We start from the raw sequence: 16,121 nt of genomic DNA on the forward strand, positions 1-16,121 counted from the left end.
CAATGGGCGTAACCGTTGTCGTCGATGCTTCCGTTCCATAGCCAACATCCCGTTGCGGGGTCTGGCGCAATAAGCGAAGCGATCTGTTCCAATAGTTCTGCCAAAGCAGTCTTGGGGAGCCGTACGAGAGCAAGCGACTCGTGGCGGCGGCAGAATCCCAGCTTGATCGACGACGTAGGGCAGGCGGGTTCACTGCATTGCTGGACGCCCTTGCGGCCAGCACGAGGCATGTGGGAGTTGCAATAACCATGGGCGTGATGGGGTTTGCGGCAACCCGAGATACTGCACTCGGGGCGACTGGTCTTGGGCAGTAGGATCGTCCTTTCGCGTGTCACGTTTTTGAAGGCTTTGCCCGGGACATTCATGACCGCGCTTACCTACTGGTAGCTGGAAAGCGGCGCCTCATCACAGGTCCGCCATCTTGGGTGTTATTACTACAGAGCGCCACCCTGTCAGTTGGGTTCTTGACGCTGCCGGAACACCCTGGATGGTGTTCCGGCCACTCGGACTCTGGGTGTCTCGTGGTTGCTGACGCGAGCGGCCCTGCAGCCGCTTGCGTCCCGGGCGGGAGGCGCGTTTCCTTCATGAGATCCATTAGTGGTCCCTTCCATCCGTTTCCAGAGAATTCAGAAATTTGTTCGCTGGCGGCAGAATCTCAATGCTTCGCGTTTGGTGCTGACCAACTGCAAGCAAGGAGCCCCAGCTTTCGGACCGTCGCTCCCGCACGATTTCCTTTCAAGACCTGTTAAGCGGCGTGACACGATAGTTAAGCCGCGTGGGATCGGGCGGGCGCGCACGGAGCGAACACAGAATCGTGCTCGCCCCATCAATACGGGAAGGCGGCAGCCCGAAGTGCCGGAGGGACCAGTGCCACTAGCAGGTAAAAGAAGGGAGTGGCATGCTCATAGCCCTTGAGCGAAGTCCGGGCTTCCCGGCATGTGCACTGTTCACGCCAATTCAGCACATGACGCCGTCACCAAGCTATGCACCCTGCCGCTCCTGGCCGGCGACAACATCTCCAGTGCCTTCGTTGTGCCGACGGTCGCCTCGTGCATTGATTTGGTGGTCCACTGCAGCCGGCAGTCCAGCGGCCGCCGCCAGGTGACGGAAATTCTGTCACTCGGACGGCGCGTCGAAAACGGCATCATCGAGTCATCCATGGTCTTTGCTATCACCGACGGCGAGCTGCAGCCCAAAGCAAGCTCCATGCCTGCCGTCGAGAAGTTTGCCAGTGCGGGATTCGACGTTGCAGCCTTGCTGGAGGTCCGCTGATGGCACCGGTGCTGGGGGTGGCTCTGGGTGCCGGCTTGTTCCTCATCTGGTGGTCGGCCTGGGAACAGCCCCGGTCCGCCAGGCAGCGTCCACGGTCCAGCCGGCTCCAGGACCTGCTGCGTGCAGCCGGAATTGAAAACGTCTCCGGGCTCGGCCTGGTATCCACCTGTCTTGGCGTGGCAGCATTCGTCAGCATCGTTTTCTTCGCCGGGACAAGGTCCTGGCCCATCTCTGCCTGCTTCGGCCTGTTTGGGGGATGGTTACCGATGGCCGTCGTCAGATGGCGGGCCCGCAAACGCTCGGCCACCCTGCGTCAGTTGTGGCCCGATGTTGTTGACCATCTTCGGTCCGCGATCAGGGCAGGGCTGTCCCTTCCCGAGGCGCTAATCCAGCTGGGTGAGAAGGGACCCGAGGAGCTGCGGCATGTCTTTCGGGATTTTGGGGCCGACTACCGCGCCGGCGGCCAGTTCGATCCAGCCCTCAACAGGCTTAAGGAACGGCTTGCAGACCCTGTCGCCGACCGGATCGTGGAAGCCCTCAGGCTTACGAGGGAGGTGGGCGGCTCCGACCTCGGCCGCCTGCTGGGAACCTTGGGCGAGTTCCTGCGGGAAAGCGCGCGAACCAGAAGTGAGCTGGAGGCCCGGCAGTCCTGGACAGTGAATGCAGCACGGCTTGCAGTAGCGGCACCCTGGATCGTCATGGTGCTGCTGGCCACCCGGCCCGAAGCGGTCGCTGCCTACAACACGGCGACCGGGGCGGCTGTGCTTCTCGGCGGACTGGTGGTTTCCGCCATCTGCTACTCCGTCATGTTGCGGATCGGTGCACTGCCTGAGGACGAAAGGGTCCTGAGATGACGTCGCCCGGCGCTGTTGCCGTTGTCTGCGGACTCCTGCTCGGAGCCGGCCTTTGGCTCCTTGTTGTGCGGTTGCCGTTCATGAGGCCAATGAGCTTTGCCGAACGGATCGAACCGCAACTCAAGTCGCAAAACCTGGAATCCAAGCTGCTGTTGGCTTCCACCGACAACCTCACCCCGTTCGGGCCGCTGGAGCGCATACTTCGCCCGATGCTGAAGGACGGGCTCTCGGTCCTGATGCGATTCAACCCGGGCTCGTCGGCGCTGAGCCGGAGGCTGGCGCAGGCCGGCGTCCGCAAGTCTGTCGTCGACTTCAGGGCCGAGCAACTGCTCTGGGCTGTGCTGGGGTTCGTGCTCGCCACCGGCTTGATCCTGGCCGGAGCCGCATCAGGACAGTTCAATCCTTTCCTCGCCGTCGTCGCCGTTCTGGGCAGTGCCCTCGGAGGGTTCCTCTTCAGGGATTACTGGCTGGGCGCCCAGATCAAGAGGCGGGAAAAGTTCATGATGGCGGAGTTCCCGAGCCTCGCCGAGCTGATGGCACTCGCCGTCAGCGCCGGGGAAAGCGCCACGGGTGCCCTGGACCGCGTCTGCCGCAGCTCACACGGCGAACTCGCCAGGGAATTTGAGCTGGTGCTTGGTGAAACCCGGGCCGGAAAGCCGCTCGTCGAAGCACTACAGAGATTCTCCGCACGGACCGACCTGGGACCTTTGGTGCGTTTCGTAGACGGAATCATCGTGGCAGTTGAACGGGGAACACCTCTGGCAGACGTCCTTCGCGCCCAAGCACAGGATGTCCGTGACACCGCCAAACGCGACCTGATGGAGTCGGCCGGAAAGAAGGAGATAGCCATGATGGTCCCGCTGGTCTTTGGTGTCCTGCCGCTGACCGTCATCTTTGCAGTGTTCCCGGGACTCGCCGCCATCAGCCTCGGACTCTGACCGAGTACAGACCACCCGGAATGCCGGGACAAGATCAGCCGAACTACAGAATGGAAGCTCGATGAAACACCTCGGAATCCGCGCCCTGGCCCTGATCCATGCCATCGCCCTGTTGCTCCGGTCAACGGCAGCGTCCACCGACAGTGGCGGCGGGAAGTTGCACCGGAACACGGACCATCCGGAAAGAGGGGATGTGCCGGGCTGGGTGATGATCACGCTCATGTCGGCAGTGCTCGTGGCCGCGCTGCTGGCCTTGGCCGGACCAGCCTTGGAGGGACTCTTCAATCAGGCCATGGACAAGGTCGGAAACTAGCGCATGACCGCAGGGGTCCGGGCGGCGGATGATGCGCCTTGCCGGGTAGGGGAGGCTGCGCCTTGCCGGTCGGCGGAAAAGCCGATCGGGCGCGATGACAAATCCGTGAGGGAACGCGGCTCCGCCGTTGTGGATTTCGTCCTGGTCGGCGGGCTCCTCACGATGTTTTTCCTGGCGGTGATCCAGCTTGCGCTCGTGCTGCACGTACGCAACACCCTGATCGACGCTGCTGCGTCGGGCGCGAGGTACGGCACACTCGCCGACCGGAATGCGGCAGATGCCAGGGACCGCACGGGCGAGCTAATCGGAATGGCGCTCAACGCAGACTTCGCCCGGGACGTGAGCACCTCCGAAGTTACGTACCAGGGCATCCGGGCGCTCGAAGTGACAGTCAGGGCCCCTTTGCCCGTGATAGGTCTGATCGGTCCCCGGGAGGCACTGGAGGTGAAAGGCCATGCTGCCATCCAGCCGTAAGGCTTCCGCCTTCCTGACTCGCCGATTCCGTGCGGCAGTGAGCACGGATGCGAATCCCGGGGAGCGGGGGAGTGCCGTCGTCGAATTCACGTTCCTCGCCCTTCTGCTGATGGTCCCGCTCGTGTACTTCATCATAACGGTGGGGCAGATCCAGGGAGGTGCCTTCGCCGTCGTCGGTGCAGCCGACCAGGCCGCAAAGGTTTACGTGGCACAGCCCGATGCAGGCAGCGGCCGCGCGGCAGCGGAACAGGCAGTCATGCTCGCGCTCGCGGACTACGGGCATCCGGCGGAAAATGCGCGCATGGAGGCAAGCTGCCAGGCCTCGGACTGCCTTGCCCCGGGGTCGGCCGTCACAGTTACCGTCCACCTGACAGTTCCTCTGCCCTTTGTGCCGTTCAGCGATTCGTTGCAGCTCAACGCAAGCCGGTTGGACGCCTCGGCCACCCAGGTCGTGGGGCGGTTCCGGTGACGCGGAACCATCGTCACGCCGAAGAGGACGGGCAGATGATGGTCCTGATCATCGGCTACGTTCTCCTGGCGCTTCTGGTCACCACCGCAGTGATGGCGGCGTCCTCCCTGTACCTGGAACACAAGAAGCTGTTGTCTGCGGCAGACGGGGCGTCCGTAGCCGCGGCGGACAGCTACACATTGGGCCAGGTCGAGACGGACGGCGGCAGCCCGTCCGCGGTGCTTAGCGGCGGGCGGGTGCGCAGTGTTGCCGCGGACTACTTGAGCCGGAACGGCGCCTACGGCAGGTTCGACGGACTTGCCGTCGCGCCCGATACCGGAAGCCCGGACGGTTCCACCGCCGTCGTTGTCCTGAGTGCCGAGGTGCATCCTCCGATCGTGAACTTCCTTATCCCGGACGGAATCAGGATCGACGCGACATCCACTGCGCGTTCCAGGCTCGTCCGGTAGCGGTGCGGGTCGGCTAGGAAGGATAGCGTAGGCTTTAACAACCATGGCTCAAATAGATTTTTCCGCAGAAATCCGCGCTTTGCGCGCCACCTACTCCTCCATCGAAAACGTCTCGAATGTTGAGGAGCTGAAGGAAGACATCGCCGAACTGAGCGAGCGGGCAGGAGAGCCCAACCTCTGGGACGACCCGGCCGCCGCACAGAAGATCACCTCCCGGCTCTCCCACCGGCAGAGTGAACTCGAACGCCTCAACACGCTGGTTTCCCGGATTGACGACCTCGAAGTCCTGGTGGAACTCGGACAGGACGAGGACGACGCCGATTCCATGGGCGAGGCCGCAGCGGAACTGGAGTCCATCCGTAAGTCGCTGAAGGACCTCGAAGTGGTGACGCTTCTGTCCGGTGAGTTTGACGAACGTGAAGCAGTGGTGACCATCCGTGCCGGGGCCGGCGGCGTGGATGCCGCGGACTTCGCCGAGATGCTGCTCCGGATGTACCTGCGCTGGGCGGAACGCCACGGCTACCCGACCACCATCATGGACACCTCCTACGCAGAGGAAGCCGGACTCAAGTCCGCCACCTTCGAGGTCAACGCTCCCTACGCCTACGGCACGCTAAGCGTGGAAGCCGGTACCCACCGCCTGGTCCGGATCAGCCCCTTCGACAACCAGGGGCGCCGCCAGACGTCGTTCGCGGCCGTGGAAGTCATTCCGCTGATCGAGCAGACGGACTCCATCGACATCCCGGACAACGAAATCCGCGTGGATGTCTTCCGGTCCTCCGGCCCCGGCGGCCAATCCGTTAACACCACTGACTCCGCGGTGCGCCTGACCCACATTCCCACCGGGACAGTGGTGTCGATGCAGAACGAAAAATCCCAGCTCCAGAACCGGGCCGCTGCCCTGCGCGTCCTCCAGTCCCGGCTCCTCCTTCTCAAGAAGGAGCAGGAAGACGCGGAAAAGAAGGCCTTCGCCGGTGACGTCAAGGCATCGTGGGGCGACCAGATGCGTTCCTACGTGCTGAACCCGTACCAGATGGTCAAGGACCTCCGGACCGAGCACGAAGTCGGTAACACCTCGGCCGTGTTTGACGGTGAAATCGACGACTTCATTGACGCCGGGATCCGCTGGCGCACTGACAACCGGAACGCAGCCAACTAAGACTGCCGCCCGGCGAGGACGTCCATTCGCTGCCGAAATCCTGCGACACGCCCCGGGACTCCAGCTTTTCTGCAGGTGTCCGTGCGTATAGTCGAGGAGCCGGAGCTCTACTTCCCCCAAAAGAAAGCCCGTGCGCCGGCTGCAGTACGGGGCTCCATCAGCCATGTCCTGCAGGGTTCTTAGGGCAATGATCCGTTTCGAGAATGTCACCAAGGTCTATGACCAGAAAGCCCGGCCTGCGCTGGACTCTGTCAACCTTGAAATCGACCGTGGTGAGTTTGCGTTCCTCGTGGGCGCCTCCGGTTCCGGTAAATCAACTTTCCTTCGCCTGGTACTCAAGGAAGACCGGGCCACATCCGGCGCCGTCTACGTTGCCGGCCAGAACGTTGCGAACATTTCCAGCTGGCGGGTCCCGCGGCTGCGCCGGGGCATCGGCGTCGTGTTCCAGGACTTCCGGCTGCTGCCGCAAAAGAATGTCTTCGCGAACGTTGCCTTCGCCATGCAGGTCATCGGAAAGAGCCGCAGCATCATCCGGGATACGGTCCCGGAAGTCCTCAAGACGGTAGGCCTTGAAGGCAAGGAACACCGCATGCCGCATGAACTCTCCGGCGGTGAGCAGCAGCGTGTGGCGATCGCCCGCGCCGTGGTGAACCGCCCGGGTATCCTCCTGGCGGATGAGCCCACCGGAAACCTTGACCCCACCACGTCGATGGGCATCATGGGCGTCCTGGACAAGATCAACCAGAACGGCACCACGGTTGTCATGGCCACTCACGACGACGACATCGTCAATGAAATGCGCAAACGGGTGGTGGAACTGCGGAACGGTGTTGTCATCCGTGACGAAGCCCGTGCCCTGTACACCTCGATGATTCCGGTGGTCGGGCAGTCGCGGCGTTTCAAGGACGCCAGCGGACGCCCGGACGGCTCCGCTGCGGACCCCGGCGACGGATCAGTCTCCTCCCAGACGGGGGAGGCACTGTGAGGCTGGCTTTCATCCTCAGCGAGATCGGCAGCGGCCTGAGGCGAAACCTGTCCATGGTGGTGTCGGTCATCCTGGTGACCTTCGTGTCGCTGACATTCGTCGGTGCAGCGGGGATGCTGCAGCTCCAGATCAACCAGATGAAGGGCTACTGGTACGACAAAGTCCAGGTGGCCATCTTCCTCTGCGGTGACGGCTCGACGGCGGCCGGCTGCGCTACGGGGACGGCCACACCGGAGCAGCAGGAAAACCTGCGCACGCTGCTTGAATCGCCCGCCGTGGCCCAATACATCAATGACTTCCAGTTCGAGTCCAAAGACGATGCCTACAAGCACTTCAAGGAGCAGTTCTCCAACTCTCCGATCGTCGACTCGGTGACGCCGGACCAGCTGCCCGCCTCCTTCCGGATCAACATGAAGGATCCGGAAAAGTACCAGATCATCAGTGAGACGTTCTCCTCGCAGCCCGGCGTCGAGACAGTGATTGACCAGCGCCAGGTTCTGGAACGGCTCTTCTCGGTGATGAACGCGGCGTCCCTGGTCGCCGTCATCATTGCCGGCGTCATGATTGTCTGCGCCATCTTGCTCATCGCCACCACCATCCGCCTGTCCGCGTTCAGCCGGCGCCGGGAGACCGGAATCATGCGCCTGGTCGGCGCCTCCAAGACGGTCATTCAGTTGCCGTTCATTCTTGAGGGCGTCATTGCCGCCGTGATCGGAGCGGCGCTGGCCTCTGGCACGCTCTGGGCCGTGGCCCATTTCTTCCTTGGCGAGTACATGTCAAAGCAGTATCCCGACACGGCATTCATCTCTCCGGCGCAGACTCTCATCCTCGCGCCGGCGCTGATCGGGCTGGGCGCAACTTTGGCTGGAATTTCGTCTCTCTTGACCTTACGTAGATATTTGCGGGTCTAGGCTGTGCATACCAACGAAGGAATGACCATGACAGAACTGGACCGCAAGGCCCGCCGGCTCCGGACCGCGGGGAAGGGCAGCCGCATTGTCAGCGCCGCCCTGGCACTGATCCTTGCCGCGAGCCTGGGCGCCTCCACCCCTGTGGCCTTCGCGGACGAGCTGGAAGACAAACAGGCTGCACTTGAAGCCGAGGCGGCCCGCGTGCAGCAGTCCCTTGAGTTTGTGGACGCCAAGATCGCCAAGGCCGCCGGGGACCTGGTGATCTACCAGGGACAGCTTCCTGCCGCGCAGCAGGCATTGCTCGAGGCGCAGGGCCGGGTTGCGAGTGCTGTCAAGGAAGTCGAAGCGCTCGCGGCGCGTGTGGATCTGGCGCAGCAGAACAAGGCCAAGATCACGCAGCAGCTTGAATCCGATAAACAGAAGATCGCTGACACCAAGAAGCTCATCGGCCAGATTGCCACACAGGCCTACAAGTCCGGCGGCGTCCCCTCGAACCTCACGCTCTTCTTTGGATCCAAAAGCGGCGGCAGCCTGACGGACACCATGGACCTCGCAGACCAGGCCATGCGAAGCCAGAACTCCGCAATGGACAAGCTCTCCCAGCAGAATGCAACCAACGTCAATTCGCAGGCGCGCCTTCAGGCGGTTGAGGCGGAGATCAAGGACCTCAAAGCCAAGGCAGATGCCGCGCTGGCCAAGGAGAAGGCGGCCCGGGACGAAGCCGCCGCCAAGAAGGAACAGGTGGACAAGCTGATCGCTGACACCACCCGGATCAACAACGAGCTCCAGGCTGCCAAGCCGGGCATCCAGAACCAGCTCTCCAAGGTCCAGGCCGCCCAGGACGCCGTTGCCGCGGAGATCGTCGAACGTGACCGTAAACTGCGCGAAGCGTGGGAAGCTGAACAGCGCCGCATCGCTGAAGCGGCCGCCGCCGCGGCAAGGGCCGCCGGTCAGGCTGCCCAGCCCTACGTCCCCCAGGTCGGGCCGCCGTCGGCCTTCGGGCTGCGGCACCCGTTTTCGGCCGACGTCCCGATCACTTCAGGGTTCGGGTGGCGCGCGACCCCGCCCGGTACCGTCGACTTCTACGGCTCCGGCGGATACATGCACACGGGTATCGACTTCGGTGCCAGTTGCGGGACCCCCGTCTACGCCCCGGCGGCCGGAACTATCGTTTCAGCCGGATGGAGCAATGACGGCGGCGGCAATAACGTCAAGATTTCGCATGGCGTGGTCCAGGGCAACTCGTTGACCACCATCTACTACCACAACAGCAGCGTCGTGGTCTCTCTGGGCCAGCAGGTCAGCCAGGGACAGCTCATTGCGTACTCGGGAACAACCGGTAACTCCACCGGCTGCCACTCGCACTTCGAGACCTGGCTCAACGGGCAGGCCGTCGACCCCATGATCCTGCTCTGACGGCCCGGCCTGGTCCGGGCGCTGACCGGTACCGACGGCGGGCCCGGGCCTGCCGTAGAATTGAATAGCCCCCAGCCGCCACGGCCGGGGGCAACCATCCAGACCGAGAGCTGAGGAGTTCCACCGTGCCGAAAGAAAGTGGCCGTAAGGTAGTGGCCACCAACCGGAAGGCCCGGCATGACTACCATGTCCTCGACACCTACGAGGCCGGTATCGCCCTGATGGGGACGGAAGTGAAGTCCCTTCGCGAGGGCCACGCATCCATGGTTGACGGGTTCTGTACGTTCTACAACGACGAACTGTGGATGGAGGGAATCCATATCCCCGAGTACAACCAGGGGAGCTGGACGAACCACTCCGCCCGCCGGCGGCGCAAGCTGCTCCTGCACCGTGAGGAACTGACCAAGATCTCTCACAAGATCCGCGAATCCGGCTTCACCATCGTTCCGCTCCAGCTGTATTTCCTGGACGGCAAGGCGAAAGTGGAGATCGGCGTCGCCCGCGGTAAGAAGGAATACGACAAGCGGCAGACCCTCCGCGAACAGCAGGACAAGCGCGAAGCGTTGCGCGTCATGCGCGAAAGGAACCGCGGCTGAACCTGCCGCGGGCTGCCTGCCGGATGCCGGGAATGAATCCGGGCCGCAGTGCGTTATGATTGGTAGTCCGGGAAGGAACGGCGCGGAATCCGCAAAGATTCGGCAACGAGCCTCACCGGTTTGGTAACAAAATACGGGGATGATCGGTTTCGACGATGTTAGTCGCGACAGGTGAAGCGGGCCGAGGATGCAGAATTATCTCGTAAACGCTGTCTGCAAAACAATAAGTGCCAAACAAACGCGCACTGACTTCGCTCTCGCTGCCTAAGCAGTAAGACAGTCCGTCAGCCCGGGATTGCTATCGTCCCGGATCCTGGCGTCATTAAGATAGCCACTGCTGTTTACCTTCGTCATTGGGGTGAACGGGACTCTTAGATGACTGGGCCCGGATCAGCTACTTGTTTGCAGGATAGCTGGGGCCGAGAAAATCCGACGCAAACTGCGCCCGGAGAAGCCCTGACAACACGACATCGGACGGGGGTTCAATTCCCCCCATCTCCACCATCGGGACGGCGGCAACGCAGTTCCACCCCGTGCAAAAGGCCGGAAGCGAAAGCTTCCGGCCTTTTGTTTTCTGCACCGTTCCTGCATTCTCCAGCGGCCGTCCGTGGCCTCGGGGTCAGCGCTTCTTGATGTGCGCCACGGGGTCCACGTGGGTGTCCAGATCATGCTTGGACTTCTTTTCGGCCCTCTTTTGCTTGATGGTCTTGTCCGATTTCTTGGTGACCTGCCGGTGCGGCGATTTGTCAGGCATGTCGCCCTCCCTTACCTCGGGGCCTTGAATAAGCCCCGTGCTTGTAAGGTACGCCTGTTTTGCCACGAATGTAACTGGCCTACGAAACAGGCACTTCAACGTCAACTATGCCGACGAACCGGCTGCCGATTCCCTCGTACTCGCTGCGCACCAGCCCCGGAAGTACCGGCGGAAGGTCGCCCGGTGCGTGATGGACGCAGCAGACGTACGTGAACGGTGGCCACCACTTCTTCGGCCGCGCGGCCTCCGAGAAACCGCACACAGCACAGGTCAGCTGGACCCAGACTGGCCTCTTGCCGGTCCGGTTGGCCCTTGACTGGATGAGCCAGGCCGGAGGATTGTCCAGGAGCTCGGACAGTTCGGCCTCAGACAGCCGGGCGGGAATACCGTGACGGTGCGCCATTTCCAGGGGAATATCGAGGATCTGAGCTGCTTCACGTCGCGTAACCATTCGTTTAACGATACGGGACGCCGGGCCGCCTCAGATTCACGACGGCGGGCGTCCGGCCTCCACCGACGGTCAGCCACGCGCTGTCAGCCGGCGAGGGCGATCCCCACGGCTGCTGCGGAGAGCCCGGCCACGAGATTGACGGCAACGTTCAGGGCCGCAGCGAGGTACCGCACCTCACTGACAAGCCGGATGGTGGCCGTGGTCCAGGAACTGAACGTGGTCAGCCCGCCGGCCAGTCCGGTGGCGATCGCCGCATGCCATTCCTCGCCGAGCCCCAGCCGGCCGGTAACGCCCACGGACAGGCCGATGACCAGCGAACCGACGACGTTGACCACCAGGGTTGCCCAGGGCCAGTGCCGGCGGGTCCCGGCACGGTGCGCGAACCAGGTGTCGATGGCAAACCTGAGCAGTCCCCCCGCAACCCCGAAGATGCCCACCAAAAGCGCCGTCATGAGGCTCCACCCGTCCGGTCGCTCAAGGCCTTGCCGGCTTTCCAGCCTGCAGCGGCCGCAGCAAGCCCCAGCACCAGGGAAAGTGCCAGATAGATCAGCCAGGTCACGTGCTGTCCGGACCGTGCCTGCTGGTCAACGGAGAAGACCACGGCCGAGAAGGTGGTGAAGGATCCCAGCAGCCCCGGACCAATCCCGGCCCTGAGCCAGAATGCGGTCCTGGGGCGTGCGATCCACAGGGTGGTGAGGGAGGCGAGGACAAAGCTTCCGCACACATTGATGACCAACGTGGTCCAGGGAATCGCGCCGGCAGCGTCCGGAAAGAGCAAGCCCAGGCCGTAGCGGAGCTCTGTGCCCGCCAGCGCCCCGGCAGCCACCGCCGCCCACGCCCGCCAGTCCGGGTTACTGGCGGCACTCATTCAGGCGGCGCCCCTTCAGCCATCCGCCAGCCGGCATCCGGCGTGCCGGGATTCGCTGTAGACCCACAGCGCTGACGACACTTCGTCGGCGAGGTCGAATTCGCGGTCTGCGCCCGCGGAACCGATCCTGACCACGAGGGCGCCGCCAAACGGTTTCCGGCCCAGTACTTCGATGTCGGCGTCCAGGTCGATTTCCTGCGCGGAAAGGTAGCGCAGGAGTTCGGGATTGTCGTCGCTGATCCGGGTGATGCGGCCTTTATGGCCCTCGTCGAGTTCGCTCATCCGGTGCGCGTTCGGCATGTGGACCGTACCGTCGGCCGCCGGGATGGGATCACCGTGCGGGTCCCGCAGGGGGTTGCCGAGCTTTCCGGCCATCCGTTCGATGAATGTGTCAGACACCGCGTGCTCCAGAAGCTCGGCTTCATCGTGGACTTCGTCCCAGCTGTACCCGAGTTCCTGCACGAGGTAGGTCTCAATGAGGCGGTGGCGCCGCACCATGGAGAGCGCGAGCCGGACTCCGTCGGACGTGAGCGTAATGGCGCTGTAGGGCTTGTGGTCAACGAGGCCCTGGTCCTTGAGTTTGCGGACCATTTCCGAGACCGAGGAGTTGGCGACGCCGAGCCGCAGTGCCAGCTGCGAGGATGTGATGGGTTTGTCCTGCCACTCCGTAAAGGAGTAGATGACCTTGACGTAGTCCTCGATCGAGGAGGAGGGTGCGCCGGTCTTCACGAGTCCAAGCCTACCGCTTTGGCTACGGGACTCATGCCTTGAACGCCCGCCAGGTCTGGGTCAGGTAGGGGAGTCCGATAACGTCTCCGGCGGAGTGTGCCAGGTGCTCGTGGAGGTACCAGTCCAAGTTGGCGCGGACTTTGGCCCGGATGCTTTCTCCGGCGGCGAGGTAGTAGCTGCGGGACTTTGCCAGTTCAACGATGTCCTCAGTGGTCACGGGATCTTCCCAGCGCGTCAGGTGGCTCTCAAGACCGGCAAACTCCGGGCCGATCGCGGGGCGGAAGTCCGGTTTGTGCACATCGCCTGCATGCATGATCCGGGAGAGCCGGTGGACCCACGGGACCGACGTATCCAGCTGGTTCCAGATCAGCCCCAGCACGCCCCCCGGACGGAGAATGCGGGACAGTTCGGTGCTGGCCAAACGGGGATCGCACCAGTGCCATGCCTGGGCAACGGTCACGACGTCGAACGCGGCGTCCGGGAGTCCGGTGGACTCCGCTGTGCCCTCCGTCGCAGGAACCCCCGGAAGGGCCAGCCGGAGTTGGGCGAGCATATCCGGTGAGGGATCCACTGCGGTGACATTCAGGCCGCGCTGCACCAGCAAAGCGGTGTACTTTCCCGTCCCGGCGCCGATGTCAGCGGCGCCGGACGCGCCGCCTATCCCGCCGACGCTTCGGAGCAGCCAGTCCACGGAATCGGCGGGATAGCCGGGACGGACCCGGTCATAGTGTTCGCCGCCGTCCTGGAAACTCCGGCCGAGCTCGTACCGGCGCTGGTGGTGCAGTTTGGGGCCTCCCCGTGCCACGTGCAGTCTCCTTCGGGCAGGCTGGAATTCTTACCCCTCGAATTTACCGCACACGCCGCACCCTCAGTCTTCGGTGCAGGGTGCCGCGCCGGCAGTGCCGGGGGTGTTGGGTGCCCAGTCCGGATAACTGCGCGTGTCGTTGGCCGGCACCCAGCGGCCCGAGTCCACCACGTAGTCCCAGCCGAGGCCGGTCCGGCGGAGTTCCTCGACCCCGGCGAGCAGGCGCTGGGCGTCCTCCAGCCGGGAGCCGACGCCGAAGCTTGCCCGCAGCGAGCCTGACGGCAGTCCCAGCCGCTTCAGCAGCGGGTGGGCGCAAAAGCGGCCGTCGCGCAGGCCTACGCCGTGCTCCGCGGAGAGATAGGCGGCCACAAGGCCGGCGTCGTAGCCGGCGACGGAGAAGTTGACCACACCGATGGTGTCCGTGGCCTGGTCGGTGTCGCTGAAGATCTGGTGGACAGTGACGCCGTCGATCTTCCGCAGTCCCTCGACGAGGAAGGACCGGATGGCCGTCTCATGGGCGTGCCACAGGTCCTGGTCCAGGGCGCCGATGACCTGGGTGGCCCGGGCCAGGGTGGCGGCCCCAAGGACGTTCGGTGAGCCGCCTTCATGCCGTGCCGGCCCTGTAGTCCAGCTGACGGAGTCCAGCCGGGCCTCACGCACGGCTCCGCCGCCTGCGAGGTGGGGCGTCCCGGCGTCGAGCCAGTCCGGCCGGCCCACGAGGACGCCGCTGCCAAACGGCGCGTACAGCTTGTGGCCTGAGAAGGCGAGGTAGTCGACGTCGTCCGCGGCGATGTCGATGCGGCGGTGCGGGGCCAGCTGCGCCGCGTCCACAACGATCCTTGCGCCGTGTTCGTGAGCCAGTGCGGCCAGCTCGCGGACGGGAAGAATTTCGCCGGTGACGTTGGAGGCGCCCGTGACGGCCAGCAGGCTGATGTCACCCCGCCGCAGCTCGGACCGCAGGTTCTCCAGGGTGGCCCTGAGCGTCGGAGCGGCAACAACACTCCGGTGCGGCACACCCTGCCACGGGAGCAGGTTGGCATGGTGTTCGATGTCGAGGTACAGCACTTCGCCGGTGTGGCGGCCGTCGGACACCGGCAGGCACCCGGCCAGCAGGTTCAGTGAGTCCGTGGTGTTCCGGGTGAAGATGACGGAATCGTCTGCCCTGCCGCCCACAAACCCGCGGACGATGTCCCGGGCATTTTCGTACACCGACGTGCTGATCTGCGAGGCATAGCCCGCGCCGCGGTGCACGCTGGCGTAGTACGGCAGGATCTCGTTGAGGTAGGCCGAGACAACGGACAGCGCCGGGGCCGATGCGCCGTAGTCCAGGTTCGCGTAACGGACGTGCCCGCCCTGGATCAGCGGAGCCTGGATCTCTGCGCCGGTAACGGCTGAGAGGGGGCGCTGGGCGACGGTGAACCGCGGGTCCAGACGGCCTGCAGCGGACGTGGTTGCGGCGTTTGCGGGGAAAGTGGCAGTAGTCATGGGGACCTCACTGTAAAGGGACCCCGCACTCCGGGGATCCGCGCTTGCCGGGTCCGTTCCGGACCGGCCTGGTCGTCACCCGGGGCACCCCACCGCGAATGGAGGGTTGCCGGCCAGCAAACCGGGGTTTAGCGCTGGCACTCGTGACCTGTTTCGAGATTAGGACATTCACCGCGGAGCGGGAAAGTCGCGGCAATTATTAAGCTCTTTGTTACGCGCGTCGGAAGAAGGGGGATAGCGCCGAATAAAACGACGGCGGACACCCCCTAAGGAGGGAATCCGCCGTCGTTTATTCGGCAACCGGTTGATGTGCCCGCGGGTGATGCGCCCGGTCCGGAACCGCTTGGCGGCGGGCCGGGCACCGGGCCGGGTCGCGCGTCAGAGGAGGTCGTCGAGTTCCGGGTTCAGCCGCTTGAGGACCTCGGAATGAAGGATTGAATTGGTGGCCAGGGCGTTTCCGCCGAAGGGGCCGTCCACTCCTTCCAGCGAGGTGAAGCGTCCGCCGGCTTCGGTGACAATCGGCACGAGCGCCGCCATGTCGTAGAGGTTCAGTTCCGGCTCGCAGGCGATGTCCACCGACCCCTCGGCCACCATGCAGTAGGACCAGAAGTCACCGTAGGCGCGGGTCCGCCAGACTTCCTCAGTGAGTCCCAGGAACTCGTCCAGGTTGCCCCGTTCCTTCCAGCCGCCCAGGCTTGAATAGGAGAGGGAAGCGTCGGAAAGTTTGGACACGTTCGAAACCTTGAGGCGGGTGGCGGCAGCAAGCGATCGTCCCATGTAGGCGCCTGCGCCTTTCGCCGCCCACCAGCGCTTGCCCAGCGCCGGCGCGCTGACCAGCCCGACCACCGGCTCACCTTCATCCACGAGGGCGATCAGGGTGGCCCACACCGGCACGCCGCGGACGAAGTTCTTGGTGCCGTCGATCGGATCGATGATCCAGCGGCGGGAACCATGTCCGGAACTGCCGAACTCTTCGCCGAGGACGGCATCTCGCGGACGGGAACGGGAGAGCTGGCCGCGGATGGACTCTTCAGCTGCCTTGTCAGCATCCGTTACCGGCGTAAGATCCGGTTTGGTTTCAATCTGAAGATCCAGCGCCTTGAAGCGGCTCATGGTCTGGGAGTCAACAGAGTCGGCCAGGACATGGGCGAGGCGCAGGTCATCGTTGTAGCTCGAAGCGGGTTGGGTCATGG

The 16,121-nt window shown here is 64.0% G+C and carries 19 protein-coding genes, 1 other RNA gene, 1 pseudogene and 1 riboswitch; of the genes and pseudogenes, 13 read left to right on the top strand and 8 right to left on the bottom strand.

All coding sequences use genetic code 11. The annotated features are described in order from the left end of the window. Nucleotides 1–921: 921 nt before the first annotated feature. The 13 genes and pseudogenes from JOE31_RS09390 to ssrA form a co-directional block, all read left to right on the top strand. Nucleotides 922–1,272 (top strand): annotated as a pseudogene (locus tag JOE31_RS09390) (CpaF family protein); the annotation flags it as partial. Beyond that, entirely contained in the window at nt 1,272–2,126 is an 855-nt protein-coding gene (locus JOE31_RS09395; RefSeq protein ID WP_209743579.1) for a type II secretion system F family protein, read from the top strand. The pseudogene JOE31_RS09390 and the gene JOE31_RS09395, both read left to right, overlap by 1 nt. Beyond that, nucleotides 2,123–3,064, top strand: coding sequence for a type II secretion system F family protein (locus JOE31_RS09400; protein WP_209743581.1), 942 nt, complete (start codon nt 2,123–2,125; stop codon nt 3,062–3,064). The genes JOE31_RS09395 and JOE31_RS09400 overlap by 4 nt, the downstream gene beginning before the upstream one ends. Before the next feature lie 61 nt (nt 3,065–3,125). Further along, nucleotides 3,126–3,377: a hypothetical protein gene (locus JOE31_RS09405; protein WP_209743583.1), complete on the top strand. Its 252-nt coding sequence runs from the start codon at nt 3,126–3,128 to the stop codon at nt 3,375–3,377. Between the two features lie 162 nt (nt 3,378–3,539). Further along, entirely contained in the window at nt 3,540–3,851 is a 312-nt protein-coding gene (locus JOE31_RS09410; protein WP_245199535.1) for a TadE family protein, read from the top strand. Next, nucleotides 3,832–4,320, top strand: coding sequence for a hypothetical protein (locus JOE31_RS09415; protein WP_209743587.1), 489 nt, complete (start codon nt 3,832–3,834; stop codon nt 4,318–4,320). Before JOE31_RS09410 ends, JOE31_RS09415 begins: the two co-directional genes overlap by 20 nt. A gap of 35 nt (nt 4,321–4,355) precedes the next feature. Beyond that, on the top strand, nt 4,356–4,769 hold the full coding sequence (locus JOE31_RS09420; protein ID WP_209748297.1) for a pilus assembly protein TadG-related protein: 414 nt from the start codon (nt 4,356–4,358) through the stop codon (nt 4,767–4,769). A 43-nt stretch (nt 4,770–4,812) separates the two neighbouring features. After that, entirely contained in the window at nt 4,813–5,928 is a 1,116-nt protein-coding gene (gene prfB / locus JOE31_RS09425) for a peptide chain release factor 2 (RefSeq protein WP_011692507.1), read from the top strand. 187 nt (nt 5,929–6,115) lie between these two features. Then, complete coding sequence (gene ftsE, locus JOE31_RS09430; RefSeq protein ID WP_209743589.1) at nt 6,116–6,913, top strand: cell division ATP-binding protein FtsE; 798 nt, start codon at nt 6,116–6,118, stop codon at nt 6,911–6,913. Further along, nucleotides 6,910–7,824 carry a permease-like cell division protein FtsX gene (gene ftsX, locus JOE31_RS09435; protein ID WP_209743591.1) on the top strand — a complete coding sequence of 305 codons (915 nt, stop codon included), beginning with the start codon at nt 6,910–6,912 and terminating at the stop codon, nt 7,822–7,824. Before ftsE ends, ftsX begins: the two co-directional genes overlap by 4 nt. A 27-nt stretch (nt 7,825–7,851) precedes the next feature. Further along, nucleotides 7,852–9,240 (top strand): peptidoglycan DD-metalloendopeptidase family protein, encoded by a 1,389-nt coding sequence (locus tag JOE31_RS09440; protein WP_209743594.1) that lies wholly within the window; start codon nt 7,852–7,854, stop codon nt 9,238–9,240. Nucleotides 9,241–9,365: 125 nt separating this feature from the next. Next, a complete protein-coding gene (smpB, locus tag JOE31_RS09445; protein ID WP_011692503.1) occupies nt 9,366–9,836 on the top strand; it encodes an SsrA-binding protein SmpB in 471 nt (156 codons plus the stop codon). A 135-nt stretch (nt 9,837–9,971) separates the two neighbouring features. Further along, nucleotides 9,972–10,340: a transfer-messenger RNA gene (gene ssrA, locus JOE31_RS09450) on the top strand. Between the two features lie 115 nt (nt 10,341–10,455). Here ssrA and JOE31_RS21720 read toward each other — a convergent pair. From JOE31_RS21720 to hisN, 8 genes are all read right to left on the bottom strand, one after another. Continuing rightward, the gene (locus JOE31_RS21720; protein ID WP_280872711.1) at nt 10,456–10,590 is read right to left on the bottom strand and encodes a hypothetical protein; all 135 of its coding nucleotides are present in this window, start codon (nt 10,588–10,590) and stop codon (nt 10,456–10,458) included. A gap of 79 nt (nt 10,591–10,669) precedes the next feature. After that, nucleotides 10,670–11,041, bottom strand: coding sequence for a hypothetical protein (locus JOE31_RS09455; protein ID WP_209743596.1), 372 nt, complete (start codon nt 11,039–11,041; stop codon nt 10,670–10,672). An 83-nt stretch (nt 11,042–11,124) separates the two neighbouring features. Next, nucleotides 11,125–11,493: a CrcB family protein gene (locus JOE31_RS09460; protein ID WP_209743598.1), complete on the bottom strand. Its 369-nt coding sequence runs from the start codon at nt 11,491–11,493 to the stop codon at nt 11,125–11,127. Beyond that, nucleotides 11,490–11,909 (bottom strand): CrcB family protein, encoded by a 420-nt coding sequence (locus JOE31_RS09465; RefSeq protein ID WP_209743600.1) that lies wholly within the window; start codon nt 11,907–11,909, stop codon nt 11,490–11,492. The genes JOE31_RS09460 and JOE31_RS09465 overlap by 4 nt, the downstream gene beginning before the upstream one ends. Before the next feature lie 15 nt (nt 11,910–11,924). After that, nucleotides 11,925–12,638, bottom strand: a complete 714-nt coding sequence (locus JOE31_RS09470; protein ID WP_209743602.1) for a metal-dependent transcriptional regulator — start codon at nt 12,636–12,638, stop codon at nt 11,925–11,927. A 31-nt stretch (nt 12,639–12,669) separates the two neighbouring features. Further along, complete coding sequence (locus tag JOE31_RS09475) at nt 12,670–13,443, bottom strand: class I SAM-dependent methyltransferase (RefSeq protein ID WP_209743604.1); 774 nt, start codon at nt 13,441–13,443, stop codon at nt 12,670–12,672. A gap of 63 nt (nt 13,444–13,506) precedes the next feature. Beyond that, on the bottom strand, nt 13,507–14,928 hold the full coding sequence (locus tag JOE31_RS09480) for an aminotransferase class V-fold PLP-dependent enzyme (protein WP_209743606.1): 1,422 nt from the start codon (nt 14,926–14,928) through the stop codon (nt 13,507–13,509). A 35-nt stretch (nt 14,929–14,963) separates the two neighbouring features. Continuing rightward, nucleotides 14,964–15,077, bottom strand: a riboswitch (SAM riboswitch). Nucleotides 15,078–15,306: 229 nt separating this feature from the next. Then, on the bottom strand, nt 15,307–16,119 hold the full coding sequence (hisN, locus tag JOE31_RS09485) for a histidinol-phosphatase (protein ID WP_209743608.1): 813 nt from the start codon (nt 16,117–16,119) through the stop codon (nt 15,307–15,309). Between the last annotated feature and the right edge of the window lie 2 nt (nt 16,120–16,121).

Source organism: Arthrobacter sp. PvP023 (assembly GCF_017832975.1).
GTDB lineage: Bacteria > Actinomycetota > Actinomycetes > Actinomycetales > Micrococcaceae > Arthrobacter.

Coding starts and splice junctions, on each gene's coding strand:
- JOE31_RS09400 (WP_209743581.1), top strand. CDS start 2,123: ATGACGTCGCCCGGCGCTGTTGCCGTTGTCTGCGGACTCCTGCTCGGA.
- JOE31_RS09465 (WP_209743600.1), bottom strand. CDS start 11,909: ATGAGTGCCGCCAGTAACCCGGACTGGCGGGCGTGGGCGGCGGTGGCT.
- JOE31_RS09395 (WP_209743579.1), top strand. CDS start 1,272: ATGGCACCGGTGCTGGGGGTGGCTCTGGGTGCCGGCTTGTTCCTCATC.
- JOE31_RS09455 (WP_209743596.1), bottom strand. CDS start 11,041: ATGGTTACGCGACGTGAAGCAGCTCAGATCCTCGATATTCCCCTGGAA.
- ftsE (WP_209743589.1), top strand. CDS start 6,116: ATGATCCGTTTCGAGAATGTCACCAAGGTCTATGACCAGAAAGCCCGG.
- JOE31_RS09440 (WP_209743594.1), top strand. CDS start 7,852: ATGACAGAACTGGACCGCAAGGCCCGCCGGCTCCGGACCGCGGGGAAG.
- JOE31_RS09460 (WP_209743598.1), bottom strand. CDS start 11,493: ATGACGGCGCTTTTGGTGGGCATCTTCGGGGTTGCGGGGGGACTGCTC.
- JOE31_RS09405 (WP_209743583.1), top strand. CDS start 3,126: ATGAAACACCTCGGAATCCGCGCCCTGGCCCTGATCCATGCCATCGCC.
- JOE31_RS09415 (WP_209743587.1), top strand. CDS start 3,832: ATGCTGCCATCCAGCCGTAAGGCTTCCGCCTTCCTGACTCGCCGATTC.
- prfB (WP_011692507.1), top strand. CDS start 4,813: ATGGCTCAAATAGATTTTTCCGCAGAAATCCGCGCTTTGCGCGCCACC.
- JOE31_RS21720 (WP_280872711.1), bottom strand. CDS start 10,590: ATGCCTGACAAATCGCCGCACCGGCAGGTCACCAAGAAATCGGACAAG.
- hisN (WP_209743608.1), bottom strand. CDS start 16,119: ATGACCCAACCCGCTTCGAGCTACAACGATGACCTGCGCCTCGCCCAT.
- JOE31_RS09410 (WP_245199535.1), top strand. CDS start 3,540: ATGTTTTTCCTGGCGGTGATCCAGCTTGCGCTCGTGCTGCACGTACGC.
- JOE31_RS09480 (WP_209743606.1), bottom strand. CDS start 14,928: ATGACTACTGCCACTTTCCCCGCAAACGCCGCAACCACGTCCGCTGCA.
- JOE31_RS09420 (WP_209748297.1), top strand. CDS start 4,356: ATGATGGTCCTGATCATCGGCTACGTTCTCCTGGCGCTTCTGGTCACC.